The 26,439-nt window shown below is 61.0% G+C and carries 27 protein-coding genes; 15 read left to right on the top strand and 12 right to left on the bottom strand.

The features are described from left to right. The first annotated feature begins 26 nt into the window (after positions 1-26). Both recR and ACR0J5_RS12555 read left to right on the top strand, forming a co-directional pair. The gene (recR, locus tag ACR0J5_RS12560) at positions 27-620 is read left to right on the top strand and encodes a recombination mediator RecR (RefSeq protein WP_480653821.1); all 594 of its coding nucleotides are present in this window, start codon (positions 27-29) and stop codon (positions 618-620) included. A 626-nt stretch (positions 621-1,246) separates the two neighbouring features. Then, entirely contained in the window at positions 1,247-1,735 is a 489-nt protein-coding gene (locus tag ACR0J5_RS12555) for a hypothetical protein (protein WP_480653819.1), read from the top strand. Here ACR0J5_RS12555 and ACR0J5_RS12550 read toward each other — a convergent pair. Next, positions 1,732-2,361 (bottom strand): ribonuclease T2 family protein, encoded by a 630-nt coding sequence (locus ACR0J5_RS12550; RefSeq protein WP_480653817.1) that lies wholly within the window; start codon positions 2,359-2,361, stop codon positions 1,732-1,734. The two genes, ACR0J5_RS12555 and ACR0J5_RS12550, sit on opposite strands and share 4 nt — an antisense overlap. 130 nt (positions 2,362-2,491) lie before the next feature. Between ACR0J5_RS12550 and ACR0J5_RS12545 the strand changes: the two genes are divergently transcribed. Next, complete coding sequence (locus ACR0J5_RS12545) at positions 2,492-3,253, top strand: DUF1013 domain-containing protein (protein ID WP_480653815.1); 762 nt, start codon at positions 2,492-2,494, stop codon at positions 3,251-3,253. Positions 3,254-3,303: 50 nt separating this feature from the next. Further along, on the top strand, positions 3,304-3,696 hold the full coding sequence (locus tag ACR0J5_RS12540) for a hypothetical protein (protein WP_480653813.1): 393 nt from the start codon (positions 3,304-3,306) through the stop codon (positions 3,694-3,696). Positions 3,697-3,734: 38 nt separating this feature from the next. On the opposite strand, the gene ACR0J5_RS12535 is transcribed toward ACR0J5_RS12540, so the two are convergent. Continuing rightward, on the bottom strand, positions 3,735-4,763 hold the full coding sequence (locus ACR0J5_RS12535) for a permease (protein WP_480653811.1): 1,029 nt from the start codon (positions 4,761-4,763) through the stop codon (positions 3,735-3,737). Then, the gene (locus tag ACR0J5_RS12530) at positions 4,756-5,112 is read right to left on the bottom strand and encodes an ArsR/SmtB family transcription factor (protein WP_480653809.1); all 357 of its coding nucleotides are present in this window, start codon (positions 5,110-5,112) and stop codon (positions 4,756-4,758) included. The genes ACR0J5_RS12535 and ACR0J5_RS12530 overlap by 8 nt, the downstream gene beginning before the upstream one ends. A gap of 132 nt (positions 5,113-5,244) precedes the next feature. On the opposite strand from ACR0J5_RS12530, the gene pdxR reads away from it, so the two are divergent. From pdxR to ACR0J5_RS12500, 6 genes are all read left to right on the top strand, one after another. Beyond that, a complete protein-coding gene (gene pdxR / locus ACR0J5_RS12525) occupies positions 5,245-6,705 on the top strand; it encodes a MocR-like pyridoxine biosynthesis transcription factor PdxR (protein ID WP_480653807.1) in 1,461 nt (486 codons plus the stop codon). Positions 6,706-6,831: 126 nt separating this feature from the next. Continuing rightward, positions 6,832-8,610 carry a sulfoacetaldehyde acetyltransferase gene (gene xsc / locus ACR0J5_RS12520; protein WP_480653805.1) on the top strand — a complete coding sequence of 593 codons (1,779 nt, stop codon included), beginning with the start codon at positions 6,832-6,834 and terminating at the stop codon, positions 8,608-8,610. A gap of 184 nt (positions 8,611-8,794) precedes the next feature. Then, positions 8,795-9,826: a YeiH family protein gene (locus tag ACR0J5_RS12515; RefSeq protein ID WP_480653803.1), complete on the top strand. Its 1,032-nt coding sequence runs from the start codon at positions 8,795-8,797 to the stop codon at positions 9,824-9,826. A gap of 27 nt (positions 9,827-9,853) precedes the next feature. Continuing rightward, positions 9,854-12,673 carry a molybdopterin oxidoreductase family protein gene (locus ACR0J5_RS12510; protein ID WP_480653801.1) on the top strand — a complete coding sequence of 940 codons (2,820 nt, stop codon included), beginning with the start codon at positions 9,854-9,856 and terminating at the stop codon, positions 12,671-12,673. A gap of 97 nt (positions 12,674-12,770) precedes the next feature. Next, a complete protein-coding gene (locus ACR0J5_RS12505) occupies positions 12,771-13,520 on the top strand; it encodes a 4Fe-4S dicluster domain-containing protein (protein WP_480653800.1) in 750 nt (249 codons plus the stop codon). Continuing rightward, positions 13,520-14,407 (top strand): dimethyl sulfoxide reductase anchor subunit family protein, encoded by an 888-nt coding sequence (locus ACR0J5_RS12500; RefSeq protein ID WP_480653798.1) that lies wholly within the window; start codon positions 13,520-13,522, stop codon positions 14,405-14,407. Before ACR0J5_RS12505 ends, ACR0J5_RS12500 begins: the two co-directional genes overlap by 1 nt. Before the next feature lie 95 nt (positions 14,408-14,502). Here ACR0J5_RS12500 and dapA read toward each other — a convergent pair whose 3' ends face one another. Then, a complete protein-coding gene (dapA, locus tag ACR0J5_RS12495) occupies positions 14,503-15,375 on the bottom strand; it encodes a 4-hydroxy-tetrahydrodipicolinate synthase (protein WP_480653797.1) in 873 nt (290 codons plus the stop codon). A gap of 133 nt (positions 15,376-15,508) precedes the next feature. On the opposite strand from dapA, the gene ACR0J5_RS12490 reads away from it, so the two are divergent. Beyond that, positions 15,509-17,473, top strand: coding sequence for a lytic transglycosylase domain-containing protein (locus ACR0J5_RS12490; RefSeq protein WP_480653795.1), 1,965 nt, complete (start codon positions 15,509-15,511; stop codon positions 17,471-17,473). On the opposite strand, the gene ACR0J5_RS12485 is transcribed toward ACR0J5_RS12490, so the two are convergent. Both ACR0J5_RS12485 and mnmC2 read right to left on the bottom strand, forming a co-directional pair. Continuing rightward, the gene (locus ACR0J5_RS12485) at positions 17,447-18,316 is read right to left on the bottom strand and encodes a DMT family transporter (RefSeq protein ID WP_480653793.1); all 870 of its coding nucleotides are present in this window, start codon (positions 18,314-18,316) and stop codon (positions 17,447-17,449) included. The two genes, ACR0J5_RS12490 and ACR0J5_RS12485, sit on opposite strands and share 27 nt — an antisense overlap. Continuing rightward, positions 18,313-18,978 (bottom strand): tRNA (5-methylaminomethyl-2-thiouridine)(34)-methyltransferase MnmC2, encoded by a 666-nt coding sequence (gene mnmC2 / locus ACR0J5_RS12480; protein ID WP_480653791.1) that lies wholly within the window; start codon positions 18,976-18,978, stop codon positions 18,313-18,315. Before mnmC2 ends, ACR0J5_RS12485 begins: the two co-directional genes overlap by 4 nt. Positions 18,979-19,033: 55 nt before the next feature. Here mnmC2 and ACR0J5_RS12475 point away from each other — a divergent pair, with 55 nt between their 5' ends. Continuing rightward, on the top strand, positions 19,034-20,068 hold the full coding sequence (locus ACR0J5_RS12475) for an NAD(P)/FAD-dependent oxidoreductase (RefSeq protein WP_480653790.1): 1,035 nt from the start codon (positions 19,034-19,036) through the stop codon (positions 20,066-20,068). Positions 20,069-20,110: 42 nt separating this feature from the next. Here ACR0J5_RS12475 and ACR0J5_RS12470 read toward each other — a convergent pair whose 3' ends face one another. The 4 genes from ACR0J5_RS12470 to ACR0J5_RS12455 all read right to left on the bottom strand — a co-directional run bounded on the left by ACR0J5_RS12470 (position 20,111) and on the right by ACR0J5_RS12455 (position 23,261). Further along, positions 20,111-21,019: a hypothetical protein gene (locus tag ACR0J5_RS12470; protein ID WP_480653788.1), complete on the bottom strand. Its 909-nt coding sequence runs from the start codon at positions 21,017-21,019 to the stop codon at positions 20,111-20,113. 103 nt (positions 21,020-21,122) lie between these two features. Then, the gene (locus ACR0J5_RS12465; RefSeq protein ID WP_480653786.1) at positions 21,123-21,665 is read right to left on the bottom strand and encodes an NADPH-dependent FMN reductase; all 543 of its coding nucleotides are present in this window, start codon (positions 21,663-21,665) and stop codon (positions 21,123-21,125) included. Between the two features lie 119 nt (positions 21,666-21,784). Further along, complete coding sequence (locus ACR0J5_RS12460) at positions 21,785-22,450, bottom strand: YiaD family glycine zipper/OmpA-like lipoprotein (protein ID WP_480653784.1); 666 nt, start codon at positions 22,448-22,450, stop codon at positions 21,785-21,787. Between the two features lie 118 nt (positions 22,451-22,568). Continuing rightward, positions 22,569-23,261: a helix-turn-helix transcriptional regulator gene (locus tag ACR0J5_RS12455; protein WP_480653782.1), complete on the bottom strand. Its 693-nt coding sequence runs from the start codon at positions 23,259-23,261 to the stop codon at positions 22,569-22,571. A 102-nt stretch (positions 23,262-23,363) separates the two neighbouring features. Between ACR0J5_RS12455 and ACR0J5_RS12450 the strand changes: the two genes are divergently transcribed. Next, on the top strand, positions 23,364-23,549 hold the full coding sequence (locus ACR0J5_RS12450; protein ID WP_480653780.1) for a hypothetical protein: 186 nt from the start codon (positions 23,364-23,366) through the stop codon (positions 23,547-23,549). 3 nt (positions 23,550-23,552) lie between these two features. Here the strand turns inward: ACR0J5_RS12450 and ACR0J5_RS12445 are convergent, their stop codons facing one another. Then, entirely contained in the window at positions 23,553-24,200 is a 648-nt protein-coding gene (locus ACR0J5_RS12445) for an RluA family pseudouridine synthase (RefSeq protein WP_480653778.1), read from the bottom strand. Between the two features lie 97 nt (positions 24,201-24,297). Between ACR0J5_RS12445 and ACR0J5_RS12440 the strand changes: the two genes are divergently transcribed. Next, positions 24,298-24,708 carry a nuclear transport factor 2 family protein gene (locus ACR0J5_RS12440; protein ID WP_480653776.1) on the top strand — a complete coding sequence of 137 codons (411 nt, stop codon included), beginning with the start codon at positions 24,298-24,300 and terminating at the stop codon, positions 24,706-24,708. Positions 24,709-24,710: 2 nt separating this feature from the next. After that, positions 24,711-25,415, top strand: coding sequence for an SGNH/GDSL hydrolase family protein (locus ACR0J5_RS12435; protein WP_480653774.1), 705 nt, complete (start codon positions 24,711-24,713; stop codon positions 25,413-25,415). Here the strand turns inward: ACR0J5_RS12435 and rarD are convergent. Continuing rightward, the gene (rarD, locus tag ACR0J5_RS12430) at positions 25,406-26,311 is read right to left on the bottom strand and encodes an EamA family transporter RarD (protein WP_480653772.1); all 906 of its coding nucleotides are present in this window, start codon (positions 26,309-26,311) and stop codon (positions 25,406-25,408) included. The two genes, ACR0J5_RS12435 and rarD, sit on opposite strands and share 10 nt — an antisense overlap. Positions 26,312-26,439: the final 128 nt, after the last annotated feature.

Genomic DNA, 26,439 nt, shown 5'->3' with positions numbered 1-26,439 from the left:
CCCTCTGGCCCCAGACAGGACAGGCCGTGAGCTCGAACAGCGACATCGACAATCTGATCGACCTGATGGCCAAACTGCCCGGCCTCGGCCCCCGCTCGGCCCGCCGCGCGGTGCTGCACCTGATCCGCAAACGTGCGCTGCTGCTGACGCCCTTGTCCGACGCCATGCAGCAGGTCGCCATCACCGCCCGCGAATGCCTGAACTGCGGCAATGTGGGCACCACCGACATCTGTGACATCTGCGACGCCGAGGCCCGCGCCACCGGAGAGCTCTGCGTGGTCGAAGACGTGGCCGACCTGTGGGCGATGGAGCGCGCAGGCGTCTTCAAAGGCCGCTATCACGTGCTGGGCGGGACATTGTCCGCACTGGACGGAGTTGGCCCGGATGAGCTGCGCATCCCGCGCCTCAAAGACAGGGTCATGGCCGAAGGTATCACCGAGGTCATCCTCGCCCTGAACGCCACCGTCGACGGCCAGACCACCGCTCACTACATCGCGGATCAGCTTGAGGGACAGGTTCGCCTGACCTCACTGGCACAAGGCGTGCCGATCGGCGGAGAGCTGGACTATCTGGATGATGGGACGATTACGGCGGCGTTGCGGGCGCGGAAGGAATTGTAGTTCTATAAAAGCGTGGTGTGCCTATTGTTGCTATGCTGAGGCCTTAATTCGGAACACCATTCTAAAATATTGTGTATTCTGGTAACCAGTGATTTTACTATAGGTCTTAACCAAGATGACAATATTAAAAATTTTCAGCATGCTAGCTCTGTTGACCGCCTGCACGATTGGGGATGGAGTTGAATCTAGTGGCATAAAACTACCTGGCTCTGGAAACTCTACCACTCTGGTCGATGCTGGAAGAGGCGTCTGGGTAGTAACCGCCTTTGCAGACACAATAAGAACCATAAACTATTGCTTTTCTGTTTCGCCTCGACCGGGCCTACGAGATTTCAAATGCAAGAAAGCAATTGCGTACAGACCCAATACATCTGACACTTCGCCCGCAAACATTACAATTCCGAGCCGTGGAAACTCGACAATACTAATTGGCGCTTTGGATGGGGGTCTTTGGATCGTGACTAACGCGGTAGGTTCAGTGAAAACGGTAAACTATTGCTATCTTACCTCAGCAGAAAGTATCACGTGTGCAGGTCGACAAACCTACAAGCCAAACTAGCTAAATTTCTCGTTTCCAGCGTACTACCGTTGGCACGATGACAAGATCGTATGCCTGGACTATCTTTATGACCCGCCTTCTCGCACTTACCTTCGCCGCCTTCACCGCAACCGCTGCCTTCGCGCAAGAGCTCATCGACAAGGGCTTTGTCGAAGGCTGGAACATCATGATGGACCCCGCGCTCGGCAACGGGTGCCTGATCCAGACGGTGTATCAGGACCTCTCGGTGGTGCGGATCGGCTATGACGCACTGGACAATCGCGGGTATTTCGCCGTCTACAACAAGGCATGGGGCGATATTGAGCAAGGGCAGAGCTATCCGATCCGCTTTGAACTGGACGGCCAAAGCTTTGATGCCACCGCCATCGGGTTCAACCAGCGCGATGTGCCCGGTGCGACCGTCTTTTTCACCGACCGCAGTTTTGTGGATGCCATCGCGAAGAACAAGACGCTGACGGTCTACAACCCGGCAGGCGAGGTGGTGATGGCCATCGATCTGAAAGGCACGGCCAAAGCGCTGGACTATGCGCGCGAGTGTCAGGACCGCAAACTTTAACGAATCGGATCGAATAGCGCATCCGTCGCCGTGCAATCGCGGATTACGTCGCGACCGCAGGGCACCGGATCAAGGGCGCGGGACAGGCACAGGCGGACCTCTTCGATATAGCCCTGCTTGCAGGTGACGGTGATCATATCCGGCTCTAGCCCCGGATTGGCCTTCACGAAGGCCTCTTCCACGACCGAGGCGGGCAGTTTCACCGAAGTGTCCAGCTTGCGGAACACCTGTGGCCGCGCAACGGCGTCATAGGCCTGCCGCGACAGGGCGAAATAGTCCGGCGCTCTCAGTCCGGAACAAGTGCCGTGTTTCTTCCATTGGTGCCAGGCAAGACCCGCACTGCCCTGAATATCCTCCATCGCGCGGGTCATGCTGCGCGACGGCGGCGCCTCGGGCGTACGGCAATAGGATGGCCAGCCCTGATGGAACTGAGGCCAGAGCCCGTGCAATATCCAGCCATGGTCATGACGCGCATCGCATTGATCCGATCCCCGCGCATCGCCTTCGCGCGCGCACCAATTGGGCGACCAGCTGAGCGACAGGACGTAATAGTCGAACTCACCCGCCGTCTCGCCCTCGGCCACCGCGGCCACGGCGCTCAACACCCACAAAATGACCCAGCGCATTCGCCTCTTCCCTTCTGAACCTGACGCGACTATATAGTCCCGAAGTTCCCCGACAACGGAAACCTGCCCCAAGACCACGGGGCCGCCGAATTCCGGCGACGGGACAGATGTATTTATAGGAGACGGGCTGATGGCAAAACCGCTTATGGCCAAGGCAACAGCCGTATGGCTGGTGGACAACACCACGATCAGCTTCAAGCAGATCGCGGATTTCGTAGGCATGCACGAGCTTGAGGTGCAGGGCATCGCGGACGGCGACGTGGCCGCTGGCGTCAAAGGGTTTGATCCCATCGCCAACAACCAGCTGACCCAGGACGAGATCGACTCGGCGCAGAACAACCCGCTGCACAAGCTGAAGCTCAAGTTCAACGCCGCTGCCGCAGGTGAAGAAAAACGCCGTGGTCCGCGCTATACCCCGCTGTCCAAACGCCAGGACCGCCCGAACTCGATCCTGTGGCTGGTAAAATTCCACCCCGAGCTCAGCGATGGTCAGATCGCCAAGCTGGTCGGCACCACCAAGCCCACCATCCAGTCGATCCGCGAACGGACCCATTGGAATATCGCCAACATGCAGCCGATCGACCCGGTCGCGCTGGGTCTGTGTAAACAGTCCGAACTGGATGCGATTGTTCAGAAAGCCGCCGCCAAGAAAGCCGCCGAAGGCGGCGTCATGAGCGATGATGAGCGTCGCAAGCTGGTCTCGACCGAGCAGTCGCTGGAAATGGACGCTGCACCCAAGATCCCGACGGCCATCGAGGGTCTGGAAACCTTCTCGCTGTCGGATGATCCGGCAGAAGAGAAAGACGATGAGCCGATACTCGACGCCGACAGCTTCTTCAACCTGCCCAAGGGCGGGGCCGAGGATGAAGACGACGACGATCTGCGTCCCTGAATGACAAACAGCCCCGGCCAGACCTGACCGGGGCTTTTTTCTGGTGAACCATGCTGACCTTTTTGTCGAAAATCTTTGGCCCGCATCGGGCCGTTTCGATCTATGCGTTTCTCAAGACCTGGGGCCTGTTGGCCGTGGCAATCGTTGGCACCCTTTCGATCGCCGCTGGATTGCTTGTGTTCAATGACGATGGCGAACACGAACATGACTCCTACCTGACTGTATCGGTCCTGTCGGCGACGCCTGTGAACGGGGATCTGAAATACGGCGTCATCGCTTCGGTGCAACTGCCCGACGGCACAGCCACCTCGATTAACGAACCGAAAGAACATATCGCCCGCACGGTCAGCGCGACCGCCTGCGTCGAAAAACGCGTCTACGTCAAAAGCGGCGAGGCACGGTATCGCCTGAAATTGCCGAGCCTTTGCGAGGCCACCCAATAAGCAAAACCGCCCGGAGGCATCTCCGGGCGGTTTTTCCTTTAGATCATCTGAAAGATGATCCCTGCGATAATGGCCCCCGTAATGCCCAGCCCCAGATAGGTCGCGAACACTTTGGGCTTTACCAGCGACCAGACTGCGGCCATCGCCGGGATCGAACTCACCGCGCCCGCGATCATGAAGGACATCGCCGCACCTGCGCTCATCCCCTGTTCGGTCAACCCCGCCAGCAGCGGCGGCGCGACGTAAGAGTTCAGGTAAGCAGGCATCCCGACCAAAGCGGCAATCACGATGGGTAGGACGCCCTCACCGCCAACCACGCGGACGATCAGGTCTGCCGGAACATAGCTGACCAGCAGCGCCTCAAGCACATAAGCCAAGGCCAGCCATTTCAGCAGGAACATCGCGTTCTGGGCAAATTCAGACTTGAACCGCTGACGGCGCTCGGGCTCTTGCCAGAACCGCCAGACCGGCTTGTCCTCCTGCTTCGGACCACACCCGCAACACCCCGCCGGTTTGTAGACCCGCAGCGGTTCGGCAAAAGCGCCCGAGCGCATCAGGCCACGCACGACGAACCCGCCGAACAAACCCAGCGCCACGGCAGCCACCGCTTTGCCGATGGCAAAGGGCCACCCCAGAGCGCCCGCAGTGATCAGCAAGGTCGGCGGGTCGATCAAAGGTGAGCTGAGCCAGAACGCCATCACCGCCGACAAAGGCGCGCCCAGCGCCAGCAGCCCGGCAATGAAGGGAATGACTTCGCAGGAACAGAACGGGGCCAGCCCGCCAAACAGCGCGGCCAGAAAGATCATCCGCGTCTCTCGCCCCTCAAAGGCGCGCGCGACCATCACTTCGGCGCCGGTGGCCTTGAGGTAGGACAACAGCAAGACCGCAAACAGGATGTATTGCCCGGTATGGGCCAGCGCCTTGCCCGCAAAGGTGATCACCGCGACCCAATTGCCGGGGTCCAGCACGGCCACGGCCAGTAAAATCGCCACGATCAGCGCCCAAGGCGTCTTGATCAGATCAAGCACCTTGGCCGGAGCCTTTGGGCTTTGCGTCAACTCAGCCATTGATCACAGCCTTTTCCTCGTCGTCCGCGCAACAATCATCGCTGTCCTTGGAACAACAGTCCGATGGCGCGTCCACGCAGCATTCGGCCAGAATGAACTGCGCCAGATTTCGCAACTCATCATAACAGGCGCGATTGATCGTGCTGCGCCCGACCTTTTCCTGCTCAACGACACCACCGGCAGCCAGAAACCGCAAATGATGCGCCAGAGTCGACGGCGCCATTCCCGTCCGCTCTTGTATGTCTCCAACGGTCAGCCCGGCCTCACCGGCCCGGACCAGAGTTTTAAGAACTTTCAGCCGGGCCTCGGACCCCATGGCTGAAAACCCTGCTGCTGCAGCTTCCCACATCTTTTCTCACCCAATAAACTAGATTTCTAGTTATTTAGGTGAATTGAAATCTCCTGTCAACAGCGCCGCAGAAAAGGTCGGAACCCGGTAAGTCCAGATTGCCCATCCCATAAGTCCAACCTATAAAGCCCTATGAGCATCTCGGTCGACACTTTCTTTCTGGAACTCAACGGTCAGGGCACGCTGCAGGCGCAGATTCAGCAGATGATTGCCGAGGGCATTCTATCCGGTCGGTTCCACATGGGGGAAAAGCTGCCATCCTCCCGCAAACTGGCGGCGCATCTGGGGGTTAGCCGGATCACGGTGACGCTGGCCTATACGGAATTGCTGGCGAATGACTACCTGACGGCGAAAGGTCGGTCCGGGTATTACGTGTCACAGAACGCCCCGGTGCCGCCAAAATACACTCCGACACCGCGCGGGGCTGAGAATGTCGACTGGACCCGGGCGCTGGCGCGCAGATTTTCAGACGGGGATGTGCTGACAAAGCCCAGCGACTGGCGCGATTATCGCTATCCTTTCATCTATGGGCAGGCGGACCAATCGCTGTTTGACCACGCCAATTGGCGGCTCTGCGCCGTGCGGGCCCTGGGGCACAAGGATTTCGATTCGCTGACCGGCGACTATGTGGATCAGGATGACCCGCTGCTGGTCGAGTTCATCGCCCGCCACACCCTGCCCCGTCGCGGCATCGCCGCCCGGCCCGAGGAAATCCTGATCACCATGGGCGCGCAGAACGCGCTTTGGCTGGCCGCCCGCATCCTGATGAGCCGGGATCGAACCGCGGTGATCGAAGACCCCTGCTATTACGCGCTGCGCAGCCTGCTGAATCACTCGGATTGCAACGTGATGCCGGTCACCGTCGATCGTGACGGCCTACCGCCCGAGGCCCTGCCGGATGAGACCGATGTCATCTTCACCACCCCAAGTCATCAAAGCCCGACCACCGCGACCATGCCCGTAGACCGACGCACAGATCTGCTGGCACGCGCGCGGGACCTCGACGCGATGGTCGTCGAAGACGACTACGAGTTCGAGATGGCCTTTCTGGGCGCGCCCTCCCCCGCGCTGAAGTCGATGGATCGCGACGGGCGGGTGATCTATGTGGGCAGCTTCTCAAAATCGCTGTTTCCGGGATTGCGGCTGGGCTACATGGTCGGGTCCGAGCCATTTATCCGCGAGGCCCGCGCCTTGCGGTCGCTGGTTTTGCGCCACCCGCCGGGGCATATCCAGCGCACAGCCGCCTATTTCCTGTCGCTGGGCCATTACGACGCCCAGATCCGCCGCATGTCAAAGGTTCTGGCCAGCCGCCGTGAAACCCTGGATGCCGCTGTCGAAGAACACGGGCTGACGGTTGCGGGACGAGGAATCATGGGCGGGTCATCCTTGTGGATGTCAGCGCCTGATCACGTCGACACCACGAAACTGGCCCGCAGATTGCAGGATCAAAGCGTTCATATCGAGCCCGGCGCACCCTTTTTTGCAGGGCCGGATCGTCCGCAGAATTTCTATCGTCTGGGCTATTCTTCTATCCCACAGAAACGCATCGCGCCGGGGGTTCAGCTGATTGCCGACGCCATTGCGGCAAGCTGACGAAACACTGGACCTATCCGGGTTCAAATTCTGGCCCTAACGCGACCCTGCACCTTACGCCAAAACCATACCCAAAGGCTGGGCCCGGGGCCCGGCTCCACCCACCCATGCGCGGAGATCACCCAGATGAAAATGACCACAGAAGAAGCCTTTGTTAAGGTTCTGCAAATGCACGGAATCGAGCATGCCTTTGGCATCATCGGTTCGGCCATGATGCCAATCTCGGACATCTTCGGGCAGGCTGGTATCACATTCTGGGATTGCGCGCATGAAGGTTCGGGCGGCATGATGGCCGATGGCTACACCCGCGCCACCGGCAAAATGTCGATGATGATCGCGCAGAACGGGCCCGGCATCACCAACTTTGTCACCGCCGTCAAAACCGCCTATTGGAACCACACGCCGCTGCTGCTGGTCACACCGCAGGCCGCAAACAAGACCATGGGTCAGGGCGGTTTTCAGGAAATGGAACAGATGCGCATGTTCGCGGACTGCGTCTGCTATCAGGAAGAAGTGCGCGACCCGTCGCGCATGGCCGAAGTTCTCAGCCGCGTGATCACCAAAGCCAAGCGCGCCTCGGCCCCGGCGCAGATCAACGTGCCGCGTGATTTCTTCACTCAGGTCGTCGATATCGAGCTGCCCGCCGTTGTCGAATTCGAACTGCCTTCGGGCGGTGCATCGGCCGTGACAGAAGCCGCCGCGCTGCTGTCGGATGCCAAGAACCCAGTCATTCTGAACGGTGCCGGTGCGGTTCTGTCCGCTGGCGGCATCGAAGCCTCGAAAGCGCTGGCCGAACGTCTGGATGCCCCGGTTTGCGTTGGCTACCAGCACAACGACGCTTTCCCCGGTTCGCACCCGCTGTTTGCCGGCCCGCTGGGCTATAACGGGTCGAAAGCTGCGATGGAGCTGATCAAAGAGGCCGACGTTGTTCTGTGCCTCGGCACCCGTCTGAACCCGTTCTCGACCCTGCCCGGCTATGGTCTGGAGTATTGGCCGACAGACGCGAAAATCATTCAGGTGGACATCAACCCGGATCGCATCGGCCTGACCAAGAAGATCTCGGTCGGCGTCGTGGGCGACGCCGCCACCGTAGCCACCAACATTCTGGCACAGCTCTCGGACACCGCTGGCGACGAAGGCCGCGACGCACGCAAGGCGAAAATCGCCGAAACCAAGTCGCGTTGGGCGCAGGAACTGACCTCGATGGACCACGAGCAGGACGATCCCGGCACCACCTGGAACGAACGCGCCCGTGCGGCCAAGCCCGACTGGATGAGCCCGCGCATGGCATGGCGCGCCATTCAGGCCGCGCTGCCGAAAGAGGCGATCATTTCGTCCGACATCGGCAACAACTGCGCCATCGGCAACGCCTATCCGTCGTTCGACGAAGGCCGCAAATATCTGGCTCCGGGCCTGTTCGGTCCGTGTGGCTATGGTCTGCCGTCGGTCATCGGTGCCAAGATCGGTTGCCCGGATGTGCCCGTTGTCGGTTTCTCGGGTGACGGTGCTTTTGGCATCGCCGTGACCGAACTGACCGCCATTGGCCGTGACGAATGGCCCGCCGTGACCCAGATCGTCTTCCGCAACTACCAGTGGGGTGCGGAAAAGCGGAACTCGACCCTGTGGTTCGACGACAACTTTGTCGGCACCGAGTTGGACACCAAAGTGTCCTATGCAGGGATCGCGCAGGCTTGTGGCCTGAAAGGGGTAGTCGCCCGCACGCAGGACGAGCTGACCGCAGCGCTGAATCAGGCGATCGTGGACCAAAAGAACGGCATCACCACCCTGATCGAAGCCATGATCAACCAAGAGCTGGGTGAACCCTTCCGCCGCGATGCGATGAAGAAGCCGGTCGCAGTGGCCGGAATCTCAGCCGAGGATATGACCCCGCAAGCCGGGGCTTAATCCGCAGCCTGCATCCTTAAAAAATCAGGATCATCGCCCCAATAGCGGGGCGGTGATCACCCCCAAAACAACAACAAGCGAAACACCCCAGCCCCGAGCCATCTAAGTGTCAGCCAGTTCAACGCACATCCCCGGCGCCTTGGTCGCCGCTATCGCAATGACCTGCAGAGGGCACCTCGAAAAGATGTCGGACAAGTTTGACCTGAAAGCTTTGCTTGGTGCCAAAGGCGCTGAATCCCTTCGCACTCTGTTCCCCGGTGTGCTGGTTGCGATCACCGTCGCGGTTACGGCCAAGTTTCTCTCGGAACATTACGCGACACCCGCGATGCTGATGGCCCTGTTATTGGGCATCGCGCTCAGCTTTCTGGGCGAAGAGGGCAAGACCGTCCCCGGCATCGGCTTTGCCGCCAGTACCCTGCTGCGCCTGGGCGTCGCGCTTTTGGGTGTGCGCGTGTCAATGACACTGATGATGGGTCTGGGTCTGGACCTGATCGTGCTGGTTGTCGGCGGCGTGCTGGCCACCATCGCTTTCGGCCTGTTGGTTGCCCGGGTTTTCGGCCATCAATGGCGCTTTGCCTTTCTGACCGCTGGGTCTGTTGCCATCTGTGGTGCCTCTGCCGCGATGGCCATCAGCGCCATCCTGCCCAAAGATGACCGATCCGAGGAACGTTTGATCTTTACCGTTTTGGGAGTCACCGTCCTGTCGACCGTTGCAATGGTTGCCTATCCGATCCTTGTCCGCATGCTGGGCATGACCGACATCGCAGGCGGTGTCTTTCTGGGCGGTACGATCCACGATGTGGCGCAGGTGGTGGGCGCGGGCTTCTCAATCTCGGAACAGACGGGCGACACCGCGACTTTGGTCAAACTGTTCCGCGTGGCGATGTTGGCCCCGGTGGTGCTGGTGGCATCCCTAATCATCCGCCGCGTTGCCGAAGCAGATGAAACCGGCAAACGCCCTCCGATCCTGCCCGGCTTTGTCCTGGGCTTTCTTGCGCTGGCAGCGGCCAGCTCATTCGGTCTGATCCCACCGTCTATCGCTGAACTGCTCAGCCAGGTCTCGCGCTGGTTGCTGCTGATCGCGATTGCCGCCGTTGGGATGAAGACCAACCTGAAACAGATCCTTTCGGTCGGGGGCCCCGCAATCGCCCTGATCGTCGCAGAAACGCTTTTTATTGCGGGACTTATACTTGCCGGAATAACATTCCTCACCTGACACGCTGTCGCGACAGAAGGACGCCAGATGAAAATCGAGCAACCGACAATCGATACCAGCCCCAAAGTCTCGGACGAGATTCGGCGCACCACCTGTTACATGTGCGCCTGTCGCTGCGGCATTAACGTGCACATGAAGGACGGCAAGGTCGCCTATATCGAGGGCAACCGCGACCACCCTGTGAACAAGGGCGTTCTGTGTGCCAAAGGCAGCGCGGGGATCATGCAGGTCAACGCGCCGTCGCGTCTGCGCAAACCGCTGCGCCGCGTGGGGCCGCGCGGATCGGGGGAATTCCGCGAGATCGAGTGGGACGAGGCGATCAGCACCGCTGTCGGCTGGCTGAACGAGTTGCACGAAACAGCCCCTCAGAAACTGGCCTTTTTCACGGGTCGCGATCAGTCGCAGTCTTTCACCAGCTTCTGGGCCCAGCATTTCGGCACCCCCAACTACGCGGCCCATGGCGGATTCTGTTCCGTCAACATGGCGGCGGGTGGCATCTACACGATGGGCGGCGCGTTCTGGGAATTCGGCCAGCCCGATTGGGAGCATACCAAGCTGTTCATGCTGTTCGGCGTGGCCGAGGACCATGACAGCAACCCGATCAAGATGGGGATTGGCAAGATCAAGGCACGCGGCGCGCGGGTGATCGGGGTCAACCCGATCCGCTCGGGCTATAACGCTGTCGCTGACGATTGGGTCGGGATAACGCCCGGCACCGACGGGCTGTTCATCCTGTCGCTGATCCATGTGCTGATGAAGGCGGGTAAGATCGACCTCGACTATCTCAGCCGCTACACCAACGCCCCGGTACTGGTGAACGCTGCCGAGGGTCCCGAAAAAGGTCTGTTCCTGCGCGACGCTGATGGCAAGCCGCTGGTGATCGACCGCGTGACCGGCGAACCAACCGCCTTTGACAAACCCGGTGTCCGCCCGGACCTGTCAGCAACCTACGACAAAGACGGCGTCACCCATCGCCCGGTCTTTCACCTGATGGCCAAGAAGTACCTGTCCGACGATCACGCGCCGGAAAATGTGGCCGAGCGCTGCGGCATCCCCGCAAAACGCATCCGCGCCATCGCGGCTGAGATCGCCCGCGTCGCCTTTGACGAGGCCATCGAGCTGGACCACGAATGGACCGATTTCCGGGGCGAGACACACGCCAAAATGACGGGCCGCCCGGTCAGCTTCCATGCCATGCGCGGAATTTCAGCCCATGCCAACGGCTTCCAGACCTGCCGCGCCCTGCATGTGCTGCAAATCCTGCTGGGCACGGTCGAGGTTCCCGGCGGTTTCCGCTTCAAACCGCCCTACCCCAAACCGGTCGAGGCGCACCCCACCCCGCACGGCGACCGCCGCCCGGGCCGCCCGCTGGAGGGCCCGCACCTCGGCTTTCCGCGCGGCCCCGAAGACCTGCTGTTGGACGAACAAGGCAACGCCCAGCGCATCGATAAGGCGTTCACCTGGGAAAACCCGATGTCGGCCCACGGGCTGATGCATATGGTGATCTCGAACGCCGCCGCCGGTGATCCGTACAAGATCGACACGCTGTTCATGTATATGGCGAACATGTCGTGGAACTCGTCCATGAACACCAAGGGCGTGATGGAGATGCTGTCGGCCAAGACCGAAGACGGCAAATACGTCATCCCCAAAATCATCTATTCCGATGCCTATTCATCGGAAATGGTCGCCTATGCCGACCTGATCCTGCCAGACACCACCTATCTGGAGCGCCACGACTGTATCTCGCTGCTGGATCGCCCGATCTGCGAGGCTGACGCCGCCGCTGACGCCATCCGCTGGCCGGTTGTCGAACCTGACCGCGACGTACGCGGTTTCCAGTCAGTACTGATCCAGCTCGCCAACCGCATGAGCCTGCCGGGCTTCACCAACGAAGACGGCACACCCAAGTGGAAGGACTACGCCGACTATATCGTCAACCACGAACGCAAACCCGGCATCGGTCCGCTGGCTGGGTTCCGGGGCGAGGATGGCGACAAGGAAGGCCGCGGCGCGGTCAACCCGGACCAGTTGAACCGCTATATCGAAAACGGCGGCTTCTATGTGGCCCACATCCCCGAAGGCGCGGACTACTACAAACCGTGGAACACCGCCTATCAGGATTGGGCCGTTGGCATGGGCCTCTATGACAGCCCGCAACCCTACCTGTTCCAGCTCTATTCCGAGCCGATGCGCAAGTTCCAACTGGCCGCCGAGGGACACGGAGACCGCCAGCCCCCGGACCACCTGCGCCAGCGCCTCAAAGACACGATGGACCCGCTGCCCATCTGGTACCAAACCGACCAGCAGGGCAACGAAGGCTTCACAGTCAACGCCCTGACCCAGCGCCCGATGGCGATGTATCACAGCTGGGGCACCCAGAACGCATGGCTGCGGCAACTGCACGGGCGCAACCCGCTTTACGTGCCCACCAAACTGATGCGGGAACATAACCTTAAGGACGGCGACTGGGCCAAAGTCACCTCGCCCCACGGGGAAATCACCGTCCCTGTGATGGAGATGGCCGCGCTGAACGACAATACGGTCTGGACATGGAACGCCATCGGCAAACGCAAAGGTGCATGGGCCCTGCAAGAGGACGCGCCCGAGGCCACAAAGGGCTTCTTGCTCAACCACCTGATCCACGAATTGCTGCCCCCCAAAGGCGACGGCATGCGCTGGGCCAATTCGGACCCGATCACCGGACAGGCCGCGTGGTTCGACCTCAAGGTAAACATCGAAAAGGCCAATCCGCCATCCGACGCCACAAGCCAGCCTGAATTCGCCCCGATCCAGTCCCCTGTAGGCACTGGCCCCAAGGACTTGGCATGGAAGGTGGGCAAATGAGCAGGATCCAAACTTCATCTGGCCAAAAGTATCCCGGGGAGCGCGAGGGGCTGGCCCCTCGCCCCTACCCTCACCACCTGCGCGGAGGTCAAAACACATGACTCAGCTCCCCCCATCGACCGATCGCAAAATGGGCCTCGTCATCGACCTCGATACCTGCGTCGGCTGCCATGCCTGCGTAATCTCTTGCAAAGGCTGGAACACAGAAAACTACGGCGCGCCACTTTCGGATCAGGACGCCTACGGGGCCGACCCTTCGGGCACCTTCCTGAACCGCGTGCACTCCTACGAAGTGCAGCCAGCCGAAGGCGCGGCCCAACTCATCCACTTCCCCAAATCCTGCCTGCATTGCGAGGATGCGCCCTGCGTCACGGTCTGCCCCACCGGCGCCAGTTACAAACGGGTCGAGGACGGGATCGTGCTGGTCAATGAAAGCGACTGCATCGGCTGCGGTCTCTGCGCCTGGTCCTGCCCCTATGGTGCGCGGGAACTGGACGCGGCCGAAGGGGTGATGAAGAAATGCACGCTTTGCGTCGACCGCATCTACAATGAAAACCTGCCCGAGGTGGATCGCGTCCCCTCCTGCGTGCGCACCTGCCCGGCGGGCGCACGTCATTTCGGCGATCTCGGCGATCCTGACAGCGATGTCAGCAAGCTTGTGGCCGAGCGCGAGGGCATGGACCTGATGCCTGAAATGGGCACCAAACCCGTCAACAAATACCTGCCACCGCGGCCCAAGGATCAGATCGAGGACCAGATCGACATTTTGGCCCCCCTGCTGGCCCCCGTCGCCGAAGAGCCCAAAGGGTTCCTCGGCTGGCTCGACAAAACTCTGGAGAAGCTCTGATGCACCCGGCCCCTTCTGTCATCATCTTCACGACCTTCTCCGGGTTGGGTTTTGGCCTGCTGTTCTTTCTCGGCCTCGGCCAACCCGACGTCACCGGCTTTGTGGCCTTCGTGTTCTACGCCATTGCCTATGCGCTGGCGCTGGGCGGTTTGCTGGCCTCAACCTTCCATCTGGGGCACCCGGAACGGGCGTGGAAAGCGTTCAGCCAGTGGAAATCCAGCTGGTTGAGCCGCGAGGGCGTCTGCGCCGTTGCTGCTTTGCTTGTCATGGGTCTCTATGCGTTGGGCGCCGTGTTTCTGGGCAGCCACTGGGCTGTGATCGGTTGGGTTGGCGCGCTGCTAAGCCTTGCCACCGTCTTCACCACGTCAATGATATACACACAGCTGAAAACCATCCCGCGCTGGAACATGAACCTGACACCCGCAATGTTTCTGTCGTTCAGCCTTGCAGGAGGCGCGTTGCTGGCCGGGGCCGAAGCTCTGGCCCCTTGGTTGCTGGCCATTGCGGGCGCGGTTCAGCTTGCCTACTGGGCCAAAGGTGATGGTGCGTTGGCCCGGTCAGGCACGACACTGGGTACAGCTACGGGACTGGGCGATCGCGGTACGGTACGCGCCTTTGAGCCGCCCCATACAGGCACCAATTACCTGTTGCGGGAATTCGTCCATGTGGTTGGCCGCAAACATGCGCAGAAACTGCGGGTCATCGCCTTTGGTCTGGGGTTTGCGCTGCCACTGTTGCTGATCCTGATCCCGGTTTCGGGCATTGTGATAAAACATATCTTTGCACTGTTTGCAGTGCTTTCACATCTGACCGGAGTGGTCGTGTCACGCTGGTTGTTCTTTGCGCAGGCCGAACATGTTATTGGGCTGTATTACGGAAAACGGTGAAGGGAGGGGGCCAGCCCCCTCTTGAGCCTGCGGCTCAATTCACCCCCGGGATATTTATAGCCAGATGAAGTACGGATCCGGGTGGTTGCTGTGGTTTATAGCAAGCCCGCGTGTTTCATTGCGGCCTCGATGGCGGCTTTGGTGCTGTCTTCCAGCTCCGTCAGCGGCGAGCGGACCTCGGTGCTGCAGAGGCCCAGTTTGGACAGCGCGTATTTTGCACCGACAAGGCCGGGTTCGATGAAGATCGCCTCGTGCAGGGGCATCAGGCGGTCTTGGTATTCCAGCGCTTTGTCATAGTCGCCGTCCAGCGTGGCCTGCTGGAATTCCGCGCAGAGTTTCGGCGCGACGTTTGCGGTGACCGAGATGCAGCCGACGCCGCCATGGGCGTTGAAGCCCAGCGCGGTGGCGTCTTCGCCAGACAATTGGCAGAACTCAGGACCGCAGGATGCACGTTGCTGGCTGACCCGCGCCAGATCGCCCGTGGCGTCCTTGACGCCCACGATGCGCGGCAGCTCTGCCAGTTCGCCCATGGTTGCGGGGGTCATATCGATGACCGAGCGACCGGGGATGTTGTAGATGATGATCGGAACATCGGCGCAGTCATGCAGCGCGCGGAAATGCGCGATGAGGCCCTTTTGCGTGGGCTTGTTGTAATAGGGCGTCACAACCAGCGCCGCGTCAGCGCCGATCTTCTCGGCGAATCGAACGAACCGGACTGCTTCGACCGTGTTGTTCGATCCCGCACCCGCGATCACCGGAACGCGTCCGTTGGCGGCTTTGACCACCTCGGCCACGACAGTTTCATGTTCTTCGTGGCTGAGCGTCGGGCTTTCGCCGGTGGTGCCAACGGGAACCAGGCCGGTGGACCCTTCCTGAATATGCCACTCGACCAGGTGTTTGAGCGTCTTCAAGTCCAACTCGCCGTTTGTGAACGGGGTGACGAGGGCTGGCATTGAGCCTTTGAACATGACACGCTCCTTCGTGTGCGGTTAGCATTTTTTGTGCCACGGGCCATCACATTTGAACCGATGTGAGTTGATCCCGGCGGCGCAAGGTTTATCCTGAATGGCTCTATCCTTGGTTGGTTGGGAAATGCAAGGCATGACACGCGTTCTGGCGCTTTTGATAGCGGTGATTCTGGGGTCAATCGGGCAGGCGCAGGCCGATGCGGTGGGCGATCTGCGCGCCGGGATGAACGAAATGCGCAAGGGCGACTGGAACGCAGCCCTGCGTGTGTCGGGCCAGCGCGGCTCGGTCAGTCGTGACATCATCGTATGGCACTGGCTGCGGCAGGGCTTTGGCAGTTCGGGCGACGTGCTGGTGTTTCTGGACCGCAGACCGGATTGGCCCGGTCTGGCGTGGCTGCGGCGCAAGAGCGAACCCGCCTTTACCGGTGCCGACCCGGACCGGGTGCTGAGGTTCTACGCCGATAATCCGCCCCAGACGGCCGAAGGTGCGCTGAACTACGCTGTGGCGCTGAAGGCCAAAGGGCGGAACGGGGATGCTGAGGCCGATGTTGTTGCCGCCTGGCGCACGATGCCCATGGGGGCGGGGCTGCAGAAGGACTACCTTGAGAATTTTGGCTCGCTGTTGAAACCGCATCATGCGGCGCGGCTGGACCGCATGCTGTGGGACAATCACCTTGTCAGCGCCGGACAGATGCTGACTTTGGTCAGTACCGATCAGCGCAAACTGGCCGAGGCACGGATCGCCCTGCAAAAACGCCAGCCCGGCGTGGATGGCAAGGTGGCCGCTGTTCCGCAATCGCTGGCCGATGCGCCGGGGCTGGCCTTTGACCGGTTTGTCTGGCGCGACAAGAAGGAATTGGACGATAGCGCGATTGACCTGATGCTGGCACGCTCGACCGGGCCCGATGCGTTGGGCGAGCCCGACAAATGGGCCGAGGGCCGCCGCCGTCTGGCCCGGCTTGAGATGCGTCAGGGTGATGTGCGGCGCGCCTATCAGGTGGCTGCCAACCATCACATGACGCCGGAAATGGGCTATGGTTATGCTGATCTGGAATGGCTGGCGGGGTTTCTTGCCCTGCGCAAGCTGAACGATCCGGCCACGGCGGTGCGGCATTTCCAGAACTTCTCGGACGCTGTTGCCTCGCCGATCTCAAAAGGGCGCGGCGGCTATTGGCTGGGCCGGGCCTATGCTGATCTGGGCGATGCCGAGAAGGCGTATGATGCCTACGCCATGGGCGCTGATTACCAGACCTCGTTCTACGGATTGCTGGCAGCCGAGCAGATCGGGCGACCGTTTGACAGTGAGCTGGCCAATCCCCGCCGCGCGCCCCATTGGAAACAGGCAGATTTCGCCGACTCCAGCGTTTTGGAGGCCGGCCTGCTGTTGCTACGTGCGGGTGAAGACAACCTGTCGGAACGGTTCCTGACCCATCTGGTCGAGGGGCTTGATCCGGTTCAGGCCACCCAACTGGGCGATCTGGTGATCGAGTTGAAAGAGCCGCATCTGGCCGTGATGATCGCCAAACGGGCGGCCACGACGGGAACTGTGCTCCCCGCGGCCTATTACCCGGTGCACCCGGTGGCCGACCTTGGCCTGCCCATGGCGCAAGAGATGACGCTGGCCATCGCCCGCCGCGAAAGCGAATTTGATCCGGTCGTGATCAGCGGCGCAGGTGCGCGCGGCTTGATGCAGGTGATGCCCGCCACAGCGCAGCTGGTCGCCAAGAATATGGGTATTCTCAGCGGTCACAATACGGGCAAGCTGACCTCGGACTGGCAGTATAACGCCAAGCTGGGGGCCAACTACCTGTCCAGCCTGGCCGAGGATTTCAACGGCAATGTGGTGATGATGGCCGCAGGCTATAACGCCGGGCCGCGCCGCCCGATTTCTTGGATGGACCGGTACGGTGATCCGCGCGCCGGTGAGATCGACGTGGTCGACTGGATTGAGACGATCCCGTTCAGCGAGACCCGCAATTACGTGATGCGGGTGGCCGAAAGCCTGCCGGTCTACCGCGCGCGTTTGGGGCAAGCTGCATTGCCGGTGCCGTTCTCGCAGGAACTCACGGGCTCAACCCTGGCGTCGTTCGCGCCATAGGGTGAAAAGACCCGCCGCAACAACCAGTGCTGCGCCCAGAATAACCGCTGGCCGCAGTGCCTCGCCAAAGACCGCAATGCCGATCATGGCCGTCCAGACCAGATGGAAATAGGCAAAGGGCTGCACGGCGCTGGCCTCGGCCATCTCATAGCACTTGATCAGCAGCCAGTGGCCCAGGACACCGCTGACGCACAACGCGCCCATCCATGCCCAATCCGCACGGGCCATCGGCTCCCAGAACCACGCACCCACCAGTGTCATCGCAACGGCCCCCGCAACCCCGGTCCAGAAAAAGCTGGTAGCGGCGCTGTCCTTGCGGGCGGCATAGCGGGTCAGAAGCCCATAAAGCGCGAACAGAAACGCCGAGATCAGCGGCACAATGGCCCACGGGTTAAACACACCCATGCCCGGCTGCAGGATGATCAGAACACCGGCGCACCCCACGCCGATCGCAGCCCAGCGCCGCCAACCGACCTTTTCACCCAGAACCGGCCCGCTGAGCGCGGCGACCACCAGCGGGTAGCAGATGAACACCGCCATACTTTCAATCAACCCAAGGACGGTAAAGGCAAAGACGGCGACGCAGATCTCAGTAGCCAGCAAAAGGCCCCGGAATATCTGAAGTCGCAATTGGCTGGTCCGGGCCGCCTCTTTCAGCCCTCCGGGCGCACGTGCAGCCAATGCGATCACGAAGGCGGCGAAGAACCAATAGCGGATCATCACGACCATATAGGTGTTGTAAGTGCCTGCCAGATGGCGCGAGATTCCGTCCTGCAGCGCAAACACAACCGTCGCCGCGATCATCAGCGCGATACCCGCGCGGATATTGTTCTGTTGCGTCATTCCCTGACCGCCCGGGTCATGTGGCGTTTGCGGCCATAGCCGGGGGCGCGGGTGACAGTGAACCCGGCCTCCTCAAGCCCGCGCCGCACGAAACCAGCGGCGGTATAGGTCGCAGCGCTGCCGCCCGTGGCGGTGTGATCCGCCACCTGCTGCATCAGGTCCGCGCCCCAAAGCTCGGGGTTCTTGGCCGGAGAGAACCCGTCCAGAAACCACGCATCCGCAGCCCCATCCCACACCGGCAGGGTCTGGCGCGCGTCCCCTTCGATCACCTCAAGCCGCAATGTTCCCAGATCGCAGCGCCCGCCCTGCCACCGGGCAAGAAAACGGTCGCTCCAGTGGGCAAGCTCGGGGAAGGCCGCCAAGGCGCGGGACATGTCGTCGGGCGCCATGGGGAAGGCCTCGAAACTGGTGAAGGTCAGGGGCGTCGTCTGGCCCGATGCCTCCCACGCGGCCCAGACGGTCAGCATGTTCAGGCCGGTGCCAAAACCCAGCTCGGCTATACGGAAACCCGGCGCAAACCGGGCGGGCAGATCATTGCCTGCAAGGAACACATGCCGCGTCTCTTCCAGCCCGTTCTGCAGCGAGAAATAGGGGTCATCGAACCGCTCTGAGACGGGAATCTGCCCGTCTCGCCATGTCAGGTCTGCATGCTGGTCTGCCATCGGGGAATCCTGTAGCTAAGCGGCGCGACACTGAACAAGGAAAAGGGGATTGGCAATGGTCGATGTAACGGTGCGCGGGGCGGGCATCTTTGGCCTGTCCGTCGCCTGGACCTGTGCCCGGCGCGGTGCCAGCGTTCAGGTTGTCGACCCGTTTGGCCCCGGCGCAGGGTCCAGCGGCGGATTGGTCGGCGCGTTGGCCCCGCATGTGCCTGAAAACTGGAACGCCAAGAAAGCTTTTCAGTTCGACAGTCTGATCATGGCTGATCCCTTTTGGGCGCAGGTCGAAGACACCGGGGGCGTGTCCCCGGGTTACGCCCGGCTTGGCCGATTACAGCCCATCGCGGACGCGCGCACGCTGGAGCTGGCCCATGCCCGCGCCGAAACCGCAGCTACGTTGTGGCAGGGCCGCGCCGAATGGCGCGTGGTCGAGGCCGAGGCTTTGGGCGCATGGTGCCCGCCCAGCCCGACAGGGTTCGTGATCCACGATACGCTCAGCGCCCGGATGCACCCGCGCCGCGCCTGTGCTGCTCTGGTTGCCGCGCTGGAAGTCATGGGCGTTCACATTCAGGCAGAAGCCCCCGACAAGGGACAGGTCATCCACGCAACAGGGGTCGCGGGCTTGCAAGAGTTAAGCACCGCACTGGGCAAAACCGTCGGCAATGGCGTCAAGGGTCAGGCGGCGCTGCTGCGGTTCGATGCCGGAGCGGTGCCGCAACTCTTTGCAGACGCCCTTCACATCATTCCCCACGCGGATGGCACGTTGGCCATCGGGTCCACCTCGGAACGCGAGTATGACGATCCAAACAGTACGGACAGCGCATTGGACGATGTTCTGGACCGCGCCGTGCGGGCGCTGCCGCTGTTGCATGGCGCGCAGGTGATCGACCGCTGGGCCGGGGTCCGCCCCCGCAGCAAAAGCCGTGCGCCCATGCTGGGGGCGCATCCGCTGCATCCGGGCCAGTTCATCGCCAATGGCGGGTTCAAGATCGGGTTCGGCATGGCCCCGAAGGTGGCTGAGGTCATGGCCGATCTGATGCTGGACGGCCGCGATACCATCCCCGAAGATTTCCGGCCCGAGGCGTCACTCTGACCGAGGCGGCGCACCCCTTTTCAATGCGCCTCAATCCAAATTTCAGTCTTCGGGAAGATCAACCAAATGTATCATGCGGCCCGGAGCGAGAACGGGATCCCAGGACGCCCCCGGTGAGTGCTGCAGGAATGTGGTATCCTCTTCGTAGAGATACCTTATCCCCGCCAGAATGGTCGGACGAACGCTGTCAGGCAAGGCATTATACTCAACAGCAAGATTTTCCCAACGAAACTCGAACCATCCGAAGTGATCCATGACCGGAAGGGCATTTGCCAATAAAAGGGCCGTGCAGGGAACAAATCCAGGGGTACTTCTGACATGCGCCACAAGTTCGACGACTTCGCTTGGAAACCACATTTCGCCATCAGGAAACCGGCAGTCAGCAGTAGAAAGAACTTCATTCAACGCTCTCAGGTGTTCGTCTGTACGATCCCCATAATCGGCGGCAGCAACACTGCTGCGTGTCGACTGGTCCATGTTGCGTGCGATCTTGCATAGAGATGGTAAAATCTGATCCATAGGCCGGGTCAGGCGGTCTTCGTTCGGCACGAGGTACACCGCCTGTTCGTACGGATTGGTAAAGTCCTGAACGGTATCCAAACCGCGCAAAACCGCCGTGCGGAGACTTCTGGGTGCGTTGCAAACGCGTTCAACCGCTGCCTCGGCAAACTCAGCCGTGTCATCGGCCCACAACCCTTGTTGGAGTGCGTTAGCAACAAGCAAAGCGACTGCAATCTCCGATTCCTCTGCCGCGTCTAACGCCGAAGTGGCAAGCGCTTCGAAGCATGCGGCATCGGTCTGACGCTCAAAACGGCACGCACATTCGCGCACAATTCTCACAAGTGCGTCACCACCAACGCGCATCAAACGCTCATCATCAAACGATTGCAAATGCGAGATCAGGTCAAATGCAGACTGCGCTTGTCTAAATGTAAAAACGGGCCGTTCCATGGTTAGAAGTTAGGAAAAAATTGCGTCTTAGATATGTCCTGTTTTGAGATTATGTAATTTGGCTTTCGAGAAAAAACCAATGTTATTTAATGGTTTCATATAGTCAGAAGCCTGCCTCGGCCCGCAGTTTATCCATCAGGACCTTCAGACTGCTCTCATAACGCTCGCTGGTCAGCTTGCCGTTTTCGTCGAATTCGTTGGAGCTGTCGGCCAGATGGATTTCCGGCCCCTGCAGGATACGCGGCTGGAACGGCACCATATACCCACGCAGCACCATCTGCGCGCGTTCGCCACCTGCACGGCCCGCTGCCGCAGACATCACGGCCACCGGTTTATCGGCCCAGGGGCTACCCTTGGTCCGGCTCACCCAATCCAGCGCGTTCTTCAGAACGCCCGAGGGGCCCTTGTTGTATTCCGGTGTCGAAATGATCACCGCATGCGCCTGCGCGATCTGATCCGACAGGGTCTGCACGGCTGCGGGAATACCTTCGCCAGCCTCCAGATCACCGTCATAGAGCGGCAGGTTCAGATCAGCCTCGATATAGGTGCCGGGATTGAACAGACGTGCTGCTTCGCGCAGCAATTTGCGGTTGGTGGCGGTTTGGCGCAGGGAACCCGACAGGCTCAGCAGGATCGGTTCGGACATTGGGAAACTCCGTCATGATGTTTCCCAATAGCTAGCGCAACAGCGCGGGTAGCCAAAGACCACATGACGCGCAGTCACTGTGCAAAAAAGGGCACCCGAAGGTGCCCTGTTTGATTGGATCAGCCGCTGGGAATGATCTCGATATCCACGCGGCGGTTCTGGGCCTTGCCCTCGGGCGTCAGGTTGGACGCAATGGGACGGCTTTCACCCTGACCGATTGTGGTGATCCGCGCGCCGTTGACGCCGTTGGCCTGCAGGATATCCGCAACCGAGCGCGCGCGACGCTCGGACAGACCCTGATTATACGCCGCCGAGCCATCACTGTCGGTATTGCCGATGACCTGCACGTTCGAATTCGGATAGCGCGTCAGGTTCTGACCCACCCGCACCAGATCGGCCCGCAGCGCCGGGCGGACCGTCGCGCTGTCGGTGTCAAAGGTGATGTCATTGGGCACGGTCACGATCAGGCGGTCACCCGCATTGGTCACGGTGATACCCTGATTGGCCAGTTGCTGGCGCAGCTCGGCCGCTTGCTTGTCCAACTGGTTGCCGATCACACCGCCACCGGCTGCGCCAATGGCGCCCCCGGCCAGCGCGCCCAACAGCGGATCGGAATCATTTGCGATCGCGCCTACCCCGGCGCCGATCAGACCACCCAGAATCGCGCCTTGTTTAGCGTTCTGGTTGGGATCGGCCGGCAGGTTCAGCGTGCCCGGGTCCGTACAGGCGCCCAGAAACAAAGCCGAGCACAGCCCGGCAGACAAAACAAACTTGGAAATCGTCATGGTATCACCTTCTGCTCTGGCACCCGTTTACCGGGTACGTCTTGTTCAAAGCAGTATATCGCCTTGTCAGCCTGTGTTCTCAAGCAACAATCCGGTGAATGCGGCAAATACCCGCCATTCAGGACACCCGCGTCGTCTGATCCCAGTCCGTCTGTTCCTGCCAGATTGCCCGCAGAGGTTGCCCCTGTCCGCAAAAGTGATCGCCCGTCAGTTCGCAGGCCCAGACACGATCTGTACGGAAATGGCGAAATCCGTTGCGCAGCTCGCACCAGGCCGCCAGCATGGTGCATTCGATATGATAGATCAGGGCAACGGGACGGATGACACGTTCGGTCTGAACGCCTTCGCCACTGATATAGGTGATGCGAATCTTGCGTTCATCCCGAATGGCCTCGCGGTAATTGACGACGGGGATACAGCCCTTTTCCGGGTCGTCCAGCGGCGCACCCCATGGCGCGACCTGCAACCAGTCGGTGGGCACACGCAGCGCCTCGATCTTGCGGCACACCCGATCAGCGGCCTGTTGCAACGTGCTGTCCCCGGTCCGGGCCAGCATCGACAAGCCAACCCACAGCGCCTCAACCTCTTCGGCGTCAAAATTCAGCGGTGGCAGATCATAGCCGCGCCGCATCAGATAGCCGACGCCCGCCTCGCCCTCAATCGGGGTGCGTTGCGCCTGCAGGGCAGCGATGTCGCGATAGACCGTGCGCACCGACACCTCAAGTTTTTCGGCCAGCGTGTCCGCCGTCACAGGGGCCTCGGCGGCGCGCAGAATCTGAATGATCTCAAACAAGCGGGTGGAACGGCGCATGGGTGTCTCCGGTTCATCTGCTGACACTCTAGCACACCCCCCTGACAAGGTGGTGTCAGCAGTAATGGGCAAAGGTTGATCGCGGAAAAAAGGAGATCACCGATGCCGTATCACGACAATCACGTGCTGATGACCCTGAAACTGGACCGCTGGGCACAGGATCACACCCTGCGCGGCTTTGAGATCGAACGCGAGATCATGGCCGCCCGCCAGCCCAGCGCCCCGCGCACGCGGCGCAGACGGTTTTCGTTGGGTAATTTGAAAATGCTGTGGACCAGCGCGGCCTGAGGGTCAGAAATCTGCCTTGGCGCGGAATTTCATCGAGACACCGCCTTCGGGGTTCTTCAGGCGCAGTTCCTCGGAATGCAGCATCAGGCGCGGAAAGTCCCGCGCAGCGCCTTCGGCATAGAACGGGTCACCTAAAATCGGGTGGCCCAGCGCCAGCATATGTACCCGCAACTGATGCGACCGCCCCGTTTTCGGGGACAGGCGCACACGGGTCGTATCGCCTTCGTGTTTCAACACGCGCCAATCGGTGACAGCCGGTTTGCCGGTCTCATGACACACCATCTGACGCGGACGGTTGGGCCAATCGACGATCAGCGGCAAATCGACGGTTCCGGTTTTCGGCTCAACCCGTCCCCAGACACGCGCCACATAGGTCTTGCGGGTCTGGCGAGCCTCGAACTGCATGCTCAGATGACGCTGCGCATGGGGGGTCTGGGCAAAGACCATCACGCCCGAGGTGTCCCGGTCCAGCCGATGCACCAGCAACGCCTGTGGAAACGCCGCCTGTACACGGGTCAGCAGACAATCGGCCAGATGTTCTCCCCGTCCCGGCACCGACAACAGGCCCGGCGGTTTGTTCACCACAATCAGCTGCGCATCCTCGTGCAGCACATCCAAGGGCGTCATCGGGGGATCATAGGTCTCGCTCATGCGCGCCTGCCTATCGCAGCGCGCCACCTCCCGCAACGTCGGCCTTGCCTGAACGGAGCGGTTCAGCAACTCTGACCGCGAACTGAGAGGAGAGCCCATGCACCCCACGATCGAACGCATGCAAGAGGTGGTCGCCAAAGGCGATGAGAGCCTGATTCATGACCTGTTGGCCGAAGATGTCCGGTTCTCCCCGCCCACCTATTACAGCACATGGACTGGCCGTGCGCCGGTGGCAGCGGTGCTGGGTCACGTGGGGCAGGTGTTTTCCGACTTCCGCTACCGCCGCGTGATGGGCGCGGGGAACGACTGGGCGCTGGAGTTTCAGTGCAAGGTTGGCGATCTGGATGCGGTGGGGGTCGACCTGATCACCCTGAACGATGACGGGCTGATACAGGAGTTTGAGGTCGTCATGCGCCCCTATAAAACCATCGGCGCCCTACGCGAGGCGATGATGGCACGGGTCATGACCGATCCCCGCTTCCTCGAATACAAGAATGCGCTGAGCTGACCATGCCCGTGGCTGCTGATCAGCTGTTGCGGGTTCCCCTGTTGCCGGTTTTGGCCGCACAGGGCCTGTCTGTGCGCCGCAGGGCGCAGCTGTTGCCCGAACCCACAGGCCCGCGCGAGGGGCGCGCAGGTCGCGGCCCCCGTCTGCGGCTGCTCATTGCGGGCGACAGTTCGGCAGCAGGCGTCGGCGCCGGAACGCAAACACAGGCCCTGTCCGGGCATCTCGTTTCACTGCTGGCCAAACACTATTCGGTCGAATGGCGGCTCGAGGCCACAACCGGGCACACCACGTCAGACACGGTTGATCGGCTGAGCGGCCTAACCGGCCAGTTTGACATGGCGATCACAGCGCTTGGCGTAAACGACGTAACCCGAGGCGTCACGCGCCAACAATTCATCACCCGCCAGACCGAATTGCTTGGGCTTCTGACCGGTCCGCTTGGCGTGCGCAGACTGGTCGTCACGGCGGTGCCACAGATGCACCGCTTCCCGGCCCTGCCGCAACCGCTGGCGTGGGTTCTGGGGAAACAAGCCGCACGTCTGGATCGCGGGTTGCAACAGGTCGCGGCCCAATACCCGCAGGCGCGGCATCTGCAACTGGACCTGCCCGATGACCCTGCTTTGGCCGCGCCGGATGGCTATCACCCCAGCCCAAAAACATATGCAATCTGGGCAGAAGAAGCCGCCCGGCTGTTGCGTCAGGCCTGAGCCCGCATCTGCCGGATCATTGGAATCGAATACACCACCAGCGCCGTCCAGATCAGCGGAAAGGCAATCATGCGGCCCCGGTCGATCTGTTCGCCGAACAGAGTGATGGCTGTGACAAAGATCATGGTCGGTGCGATATATTGCAGAATACCCATGGTCGACAGCCGCACCAGCTTGGCCCCGTTTGCATAGACCAGCAGCGGTACAGCCGTGACAACCCCGGCACTGGCCAACAAGATAGTGTCCGAAGCCCCAACGCCGAAATGCCCGGTGCCCTGCACGCCCAGCCACGTGACATACACCAGCGCCGGGATCAGCAGTATCAGTACCTCAAGCAGAAACCCCTGATTGGGGCCTATGGGCAGCGACCGTTTGAAAAACGCATAAAAGCCCCAACTGATCATCAAACCCAGCGCAGGCCATGGCAGGCTGCCCGCCTCTATCACCAGAACCAGCACACCCAGCGCCGCGATGGCAACGGCAGCCAATTGCGTCTTCGTCAACGGCTCGCGCAGCAAAACAGCGCCCAACGCAATGCTGAACAGGGGGTTAATGTAATACCCCAGCGCCGCATCCAGCGCCCGATCATTGGCGATCGCCCAGACATAAATCGCCCAGTTCACCGAGATCAGCGCCGCCGTCAAACAGGCCATGCCCAGCATCTTTGGGTTCGTCAAAGCCGCCTTCAGGTCTCGGGTCCGCCCCAGCGCCACCAAAAGCAGCCCCGCCACCGGAACCGACCAGATGATGCGATGCGATACGATTTCAATCGGGCCAACATGGGACAAAGCTTTCATATACAAAGGCAAAAACCCCCACAGGAGATAGGCCGTTACAGCCAGTGCCAACCCCTTGGGCGTGTCTTCTCTGTTCGGTGGTACAGGGGTATCTGCCACAGCACGTCTCCGATTGATATTGCGCTTCTCTACGGCAAATCAGACCGGGTTGGAAACTGCGAAAACTGTGAAGCAGGTCATCAGGAAACGTGATAGGTCACGCTGGTGGCGCCCTGTCATCATGCGAG

This window comes from Ruegeria sp. BE1, assembly GCF_056538885.1.
The sequence above is the reverse complement of the archived record's forward strand: the minus strand, read 5'-3'. Positions and strand labels throughout refer to the sequence as shown.

Coding starts and splice junctions, on each gene's coding strand:
- ACR0J5_RS12555 (WP_480653819.1), top strand. CDS start 1,247: ATGACCCGCCTTCTCGCACTTACCTTCGCCGCCTTCACCGCAACCGCT.
- ACR0J5_RS12550 (WP_480653817.1), bottom strand. CDS start 2,361: ATGCGCTGGGTCATTTTGTGGGTGTTGAGCGCCGTGGCCGCGGTGGCC.
- ACR0J5_RS12545 (WP_480653815.1), top strand. CDS start 2,492: ATGGCAAAACCGCTTATGGCCAAGGCAACAGCCGTATGGCTGGTGGAC.
- ACR0J5_RS12540 (WP_480653813.1), top strand. CDS start 3,304: ATGCTGACCTTTTTGTCGAAAATCTTTGGCCCGCATCGGGCCGTTTCG.
- ACR0J5_RS12535 (WP_480653811.1), bottom strand. CDS start 4,763: ATGGCTGAGTTGACGCAAAGCCCAAAGGCTCCGGCCAAGGTGCTTGAT.
- ACR0J5_RS12530 (WP_480653809.1), bottom strand. CDS start 5,112: ATGTGGGAAGCTGCAGCAGCAGGGTTTTCAGCCATGGGGTCCGAGGCC.
- pdxR (WP_480653807.1), top strand. CDS start 5,245: ATGAGCATCTCGGTCGACACTTTCTTTCTGGAACTCAACGGTCAGGGC.
- xsc (WP_480653805.1), top strand. CDS start 6,832: ATGAAAATGACCACAGAAGAAGCCTTTGTTAAGGTTCTGCAAATGCAC.
- ACR0J5_RS12515 (WP_480653803.1), top strand. CDS start 8,795: ATGTCGGACAAGTTTGACCTGAAAGCTTTGCTTGGTGCCAAAGGCGCT.
- ACR0J5_RS12510 (WP_480653801.1), top strand. CDS start 9,854: ATGAAAATCGAGCAACCGACAATCGATACCAGCCCCAAAGTCTCGGAC.
- ACR0J5_RS12505 (WP_480653800.1), top strand. CDS start 12,771: ATGACTCAGCTCCCCCCATCGACCGATCGCAAAATGGGCCTCGTCATC.
- ACR0J5_RS12500 (WP_480653798.1), top strand. CDS start 13,520: ATGCACCCGGCCCCTTCTGTCATCATCTTCACGACCTTCTCCGGGTTG.
- dapA (WP_480653797.1), bottom strand. CDS start 15,375: ATGTTCAAAGGCTCAATGCCAGCCCTCGTCACCCCGTTCACAAACGGC.
- ACR0J5_RS12490 (WP_480653795.1), top strand. CDS start 15,509: ATGACACGCGTTCTGGCGCTTTTGATAGCGGTGATTCTGGGGTCAATC.
- ACR0J5_RS12485 (WP_480653793.1), bottom strand. CDS start 18,316: ATGACGCAACAGAACAATATCCGCGCGGGTATCGCGCTGATGATCGCG.
- mnmC2 (WP_480653791.1), bottom strand. CDS start 18,978: ATGGCAGACCAGCATGCAGACCTGACATGGCGAGACGGGCAGATTCCC.
- ACR0J5_RS12475 (WP_480653790.1), top strand. CDS start 19,034: ATGGTCGATGTAACGGTGCGCGGGGCGGGCATCTTTGGCCTGTCCGTC.
- ACR0J5_RS12470 (WP_480653788.1), bottom strand. CDS start 21,019: ATGGAACGGCCCGTTTTTACATTTAGACAAGCGCAGTCTGCATTTGAC.
- ACR0J5_RS12465 (WP_480653786.1), bottom strand. CDS start 21,665: ATGTCCGAACCGATCCTGCTGAGCCTGTCGGGTTCCCTGCGCCAAACC.
- ACR0J5_RS12460 (WP_480653784.1), bottom strand. CDS start 22,450: ATGACGATTTCCAAGTTTGTTTTGTCTGCCGGGCTGTGCTCGGCTTTG.
- ACR0J5_RS12455 (WP_480653782.1), bottom strand. CDS start 23,261: ATGCGCCGTTCCACCCGCTTGTTTGAGATCATTCAGATTCTGCGCGCC.
- ACR0J5_RS12450 (WP_480653780.1), top strand. CDS start 23,364: ATGCCGTATCACGACAATCACGTGCTGATGACCCTGAAACTGGACCGC.
- ACR0J5_RS12445 (WP_480653778.1), bottom strand. CDS start 24,200: ATGAGCGAGACCTATGATCCCCCGATGACGCCCTTGGATGTGCTGCAC.
- ACR0J5_RS12440 (WP_480653776.1), top strand. CDS start 24,298: ATGCACCCCACGATCGAACGCATGCAAGAGGTGGTCGCCAAAGGCGAT.
- ACR0J5_RS12435 (WP_480653774.1), top strand. CDS start 24,711: ATGCCCGTGGCTGCTGATCAGCTGTTGCGGGTTCCCCTGTTGCCGGTT.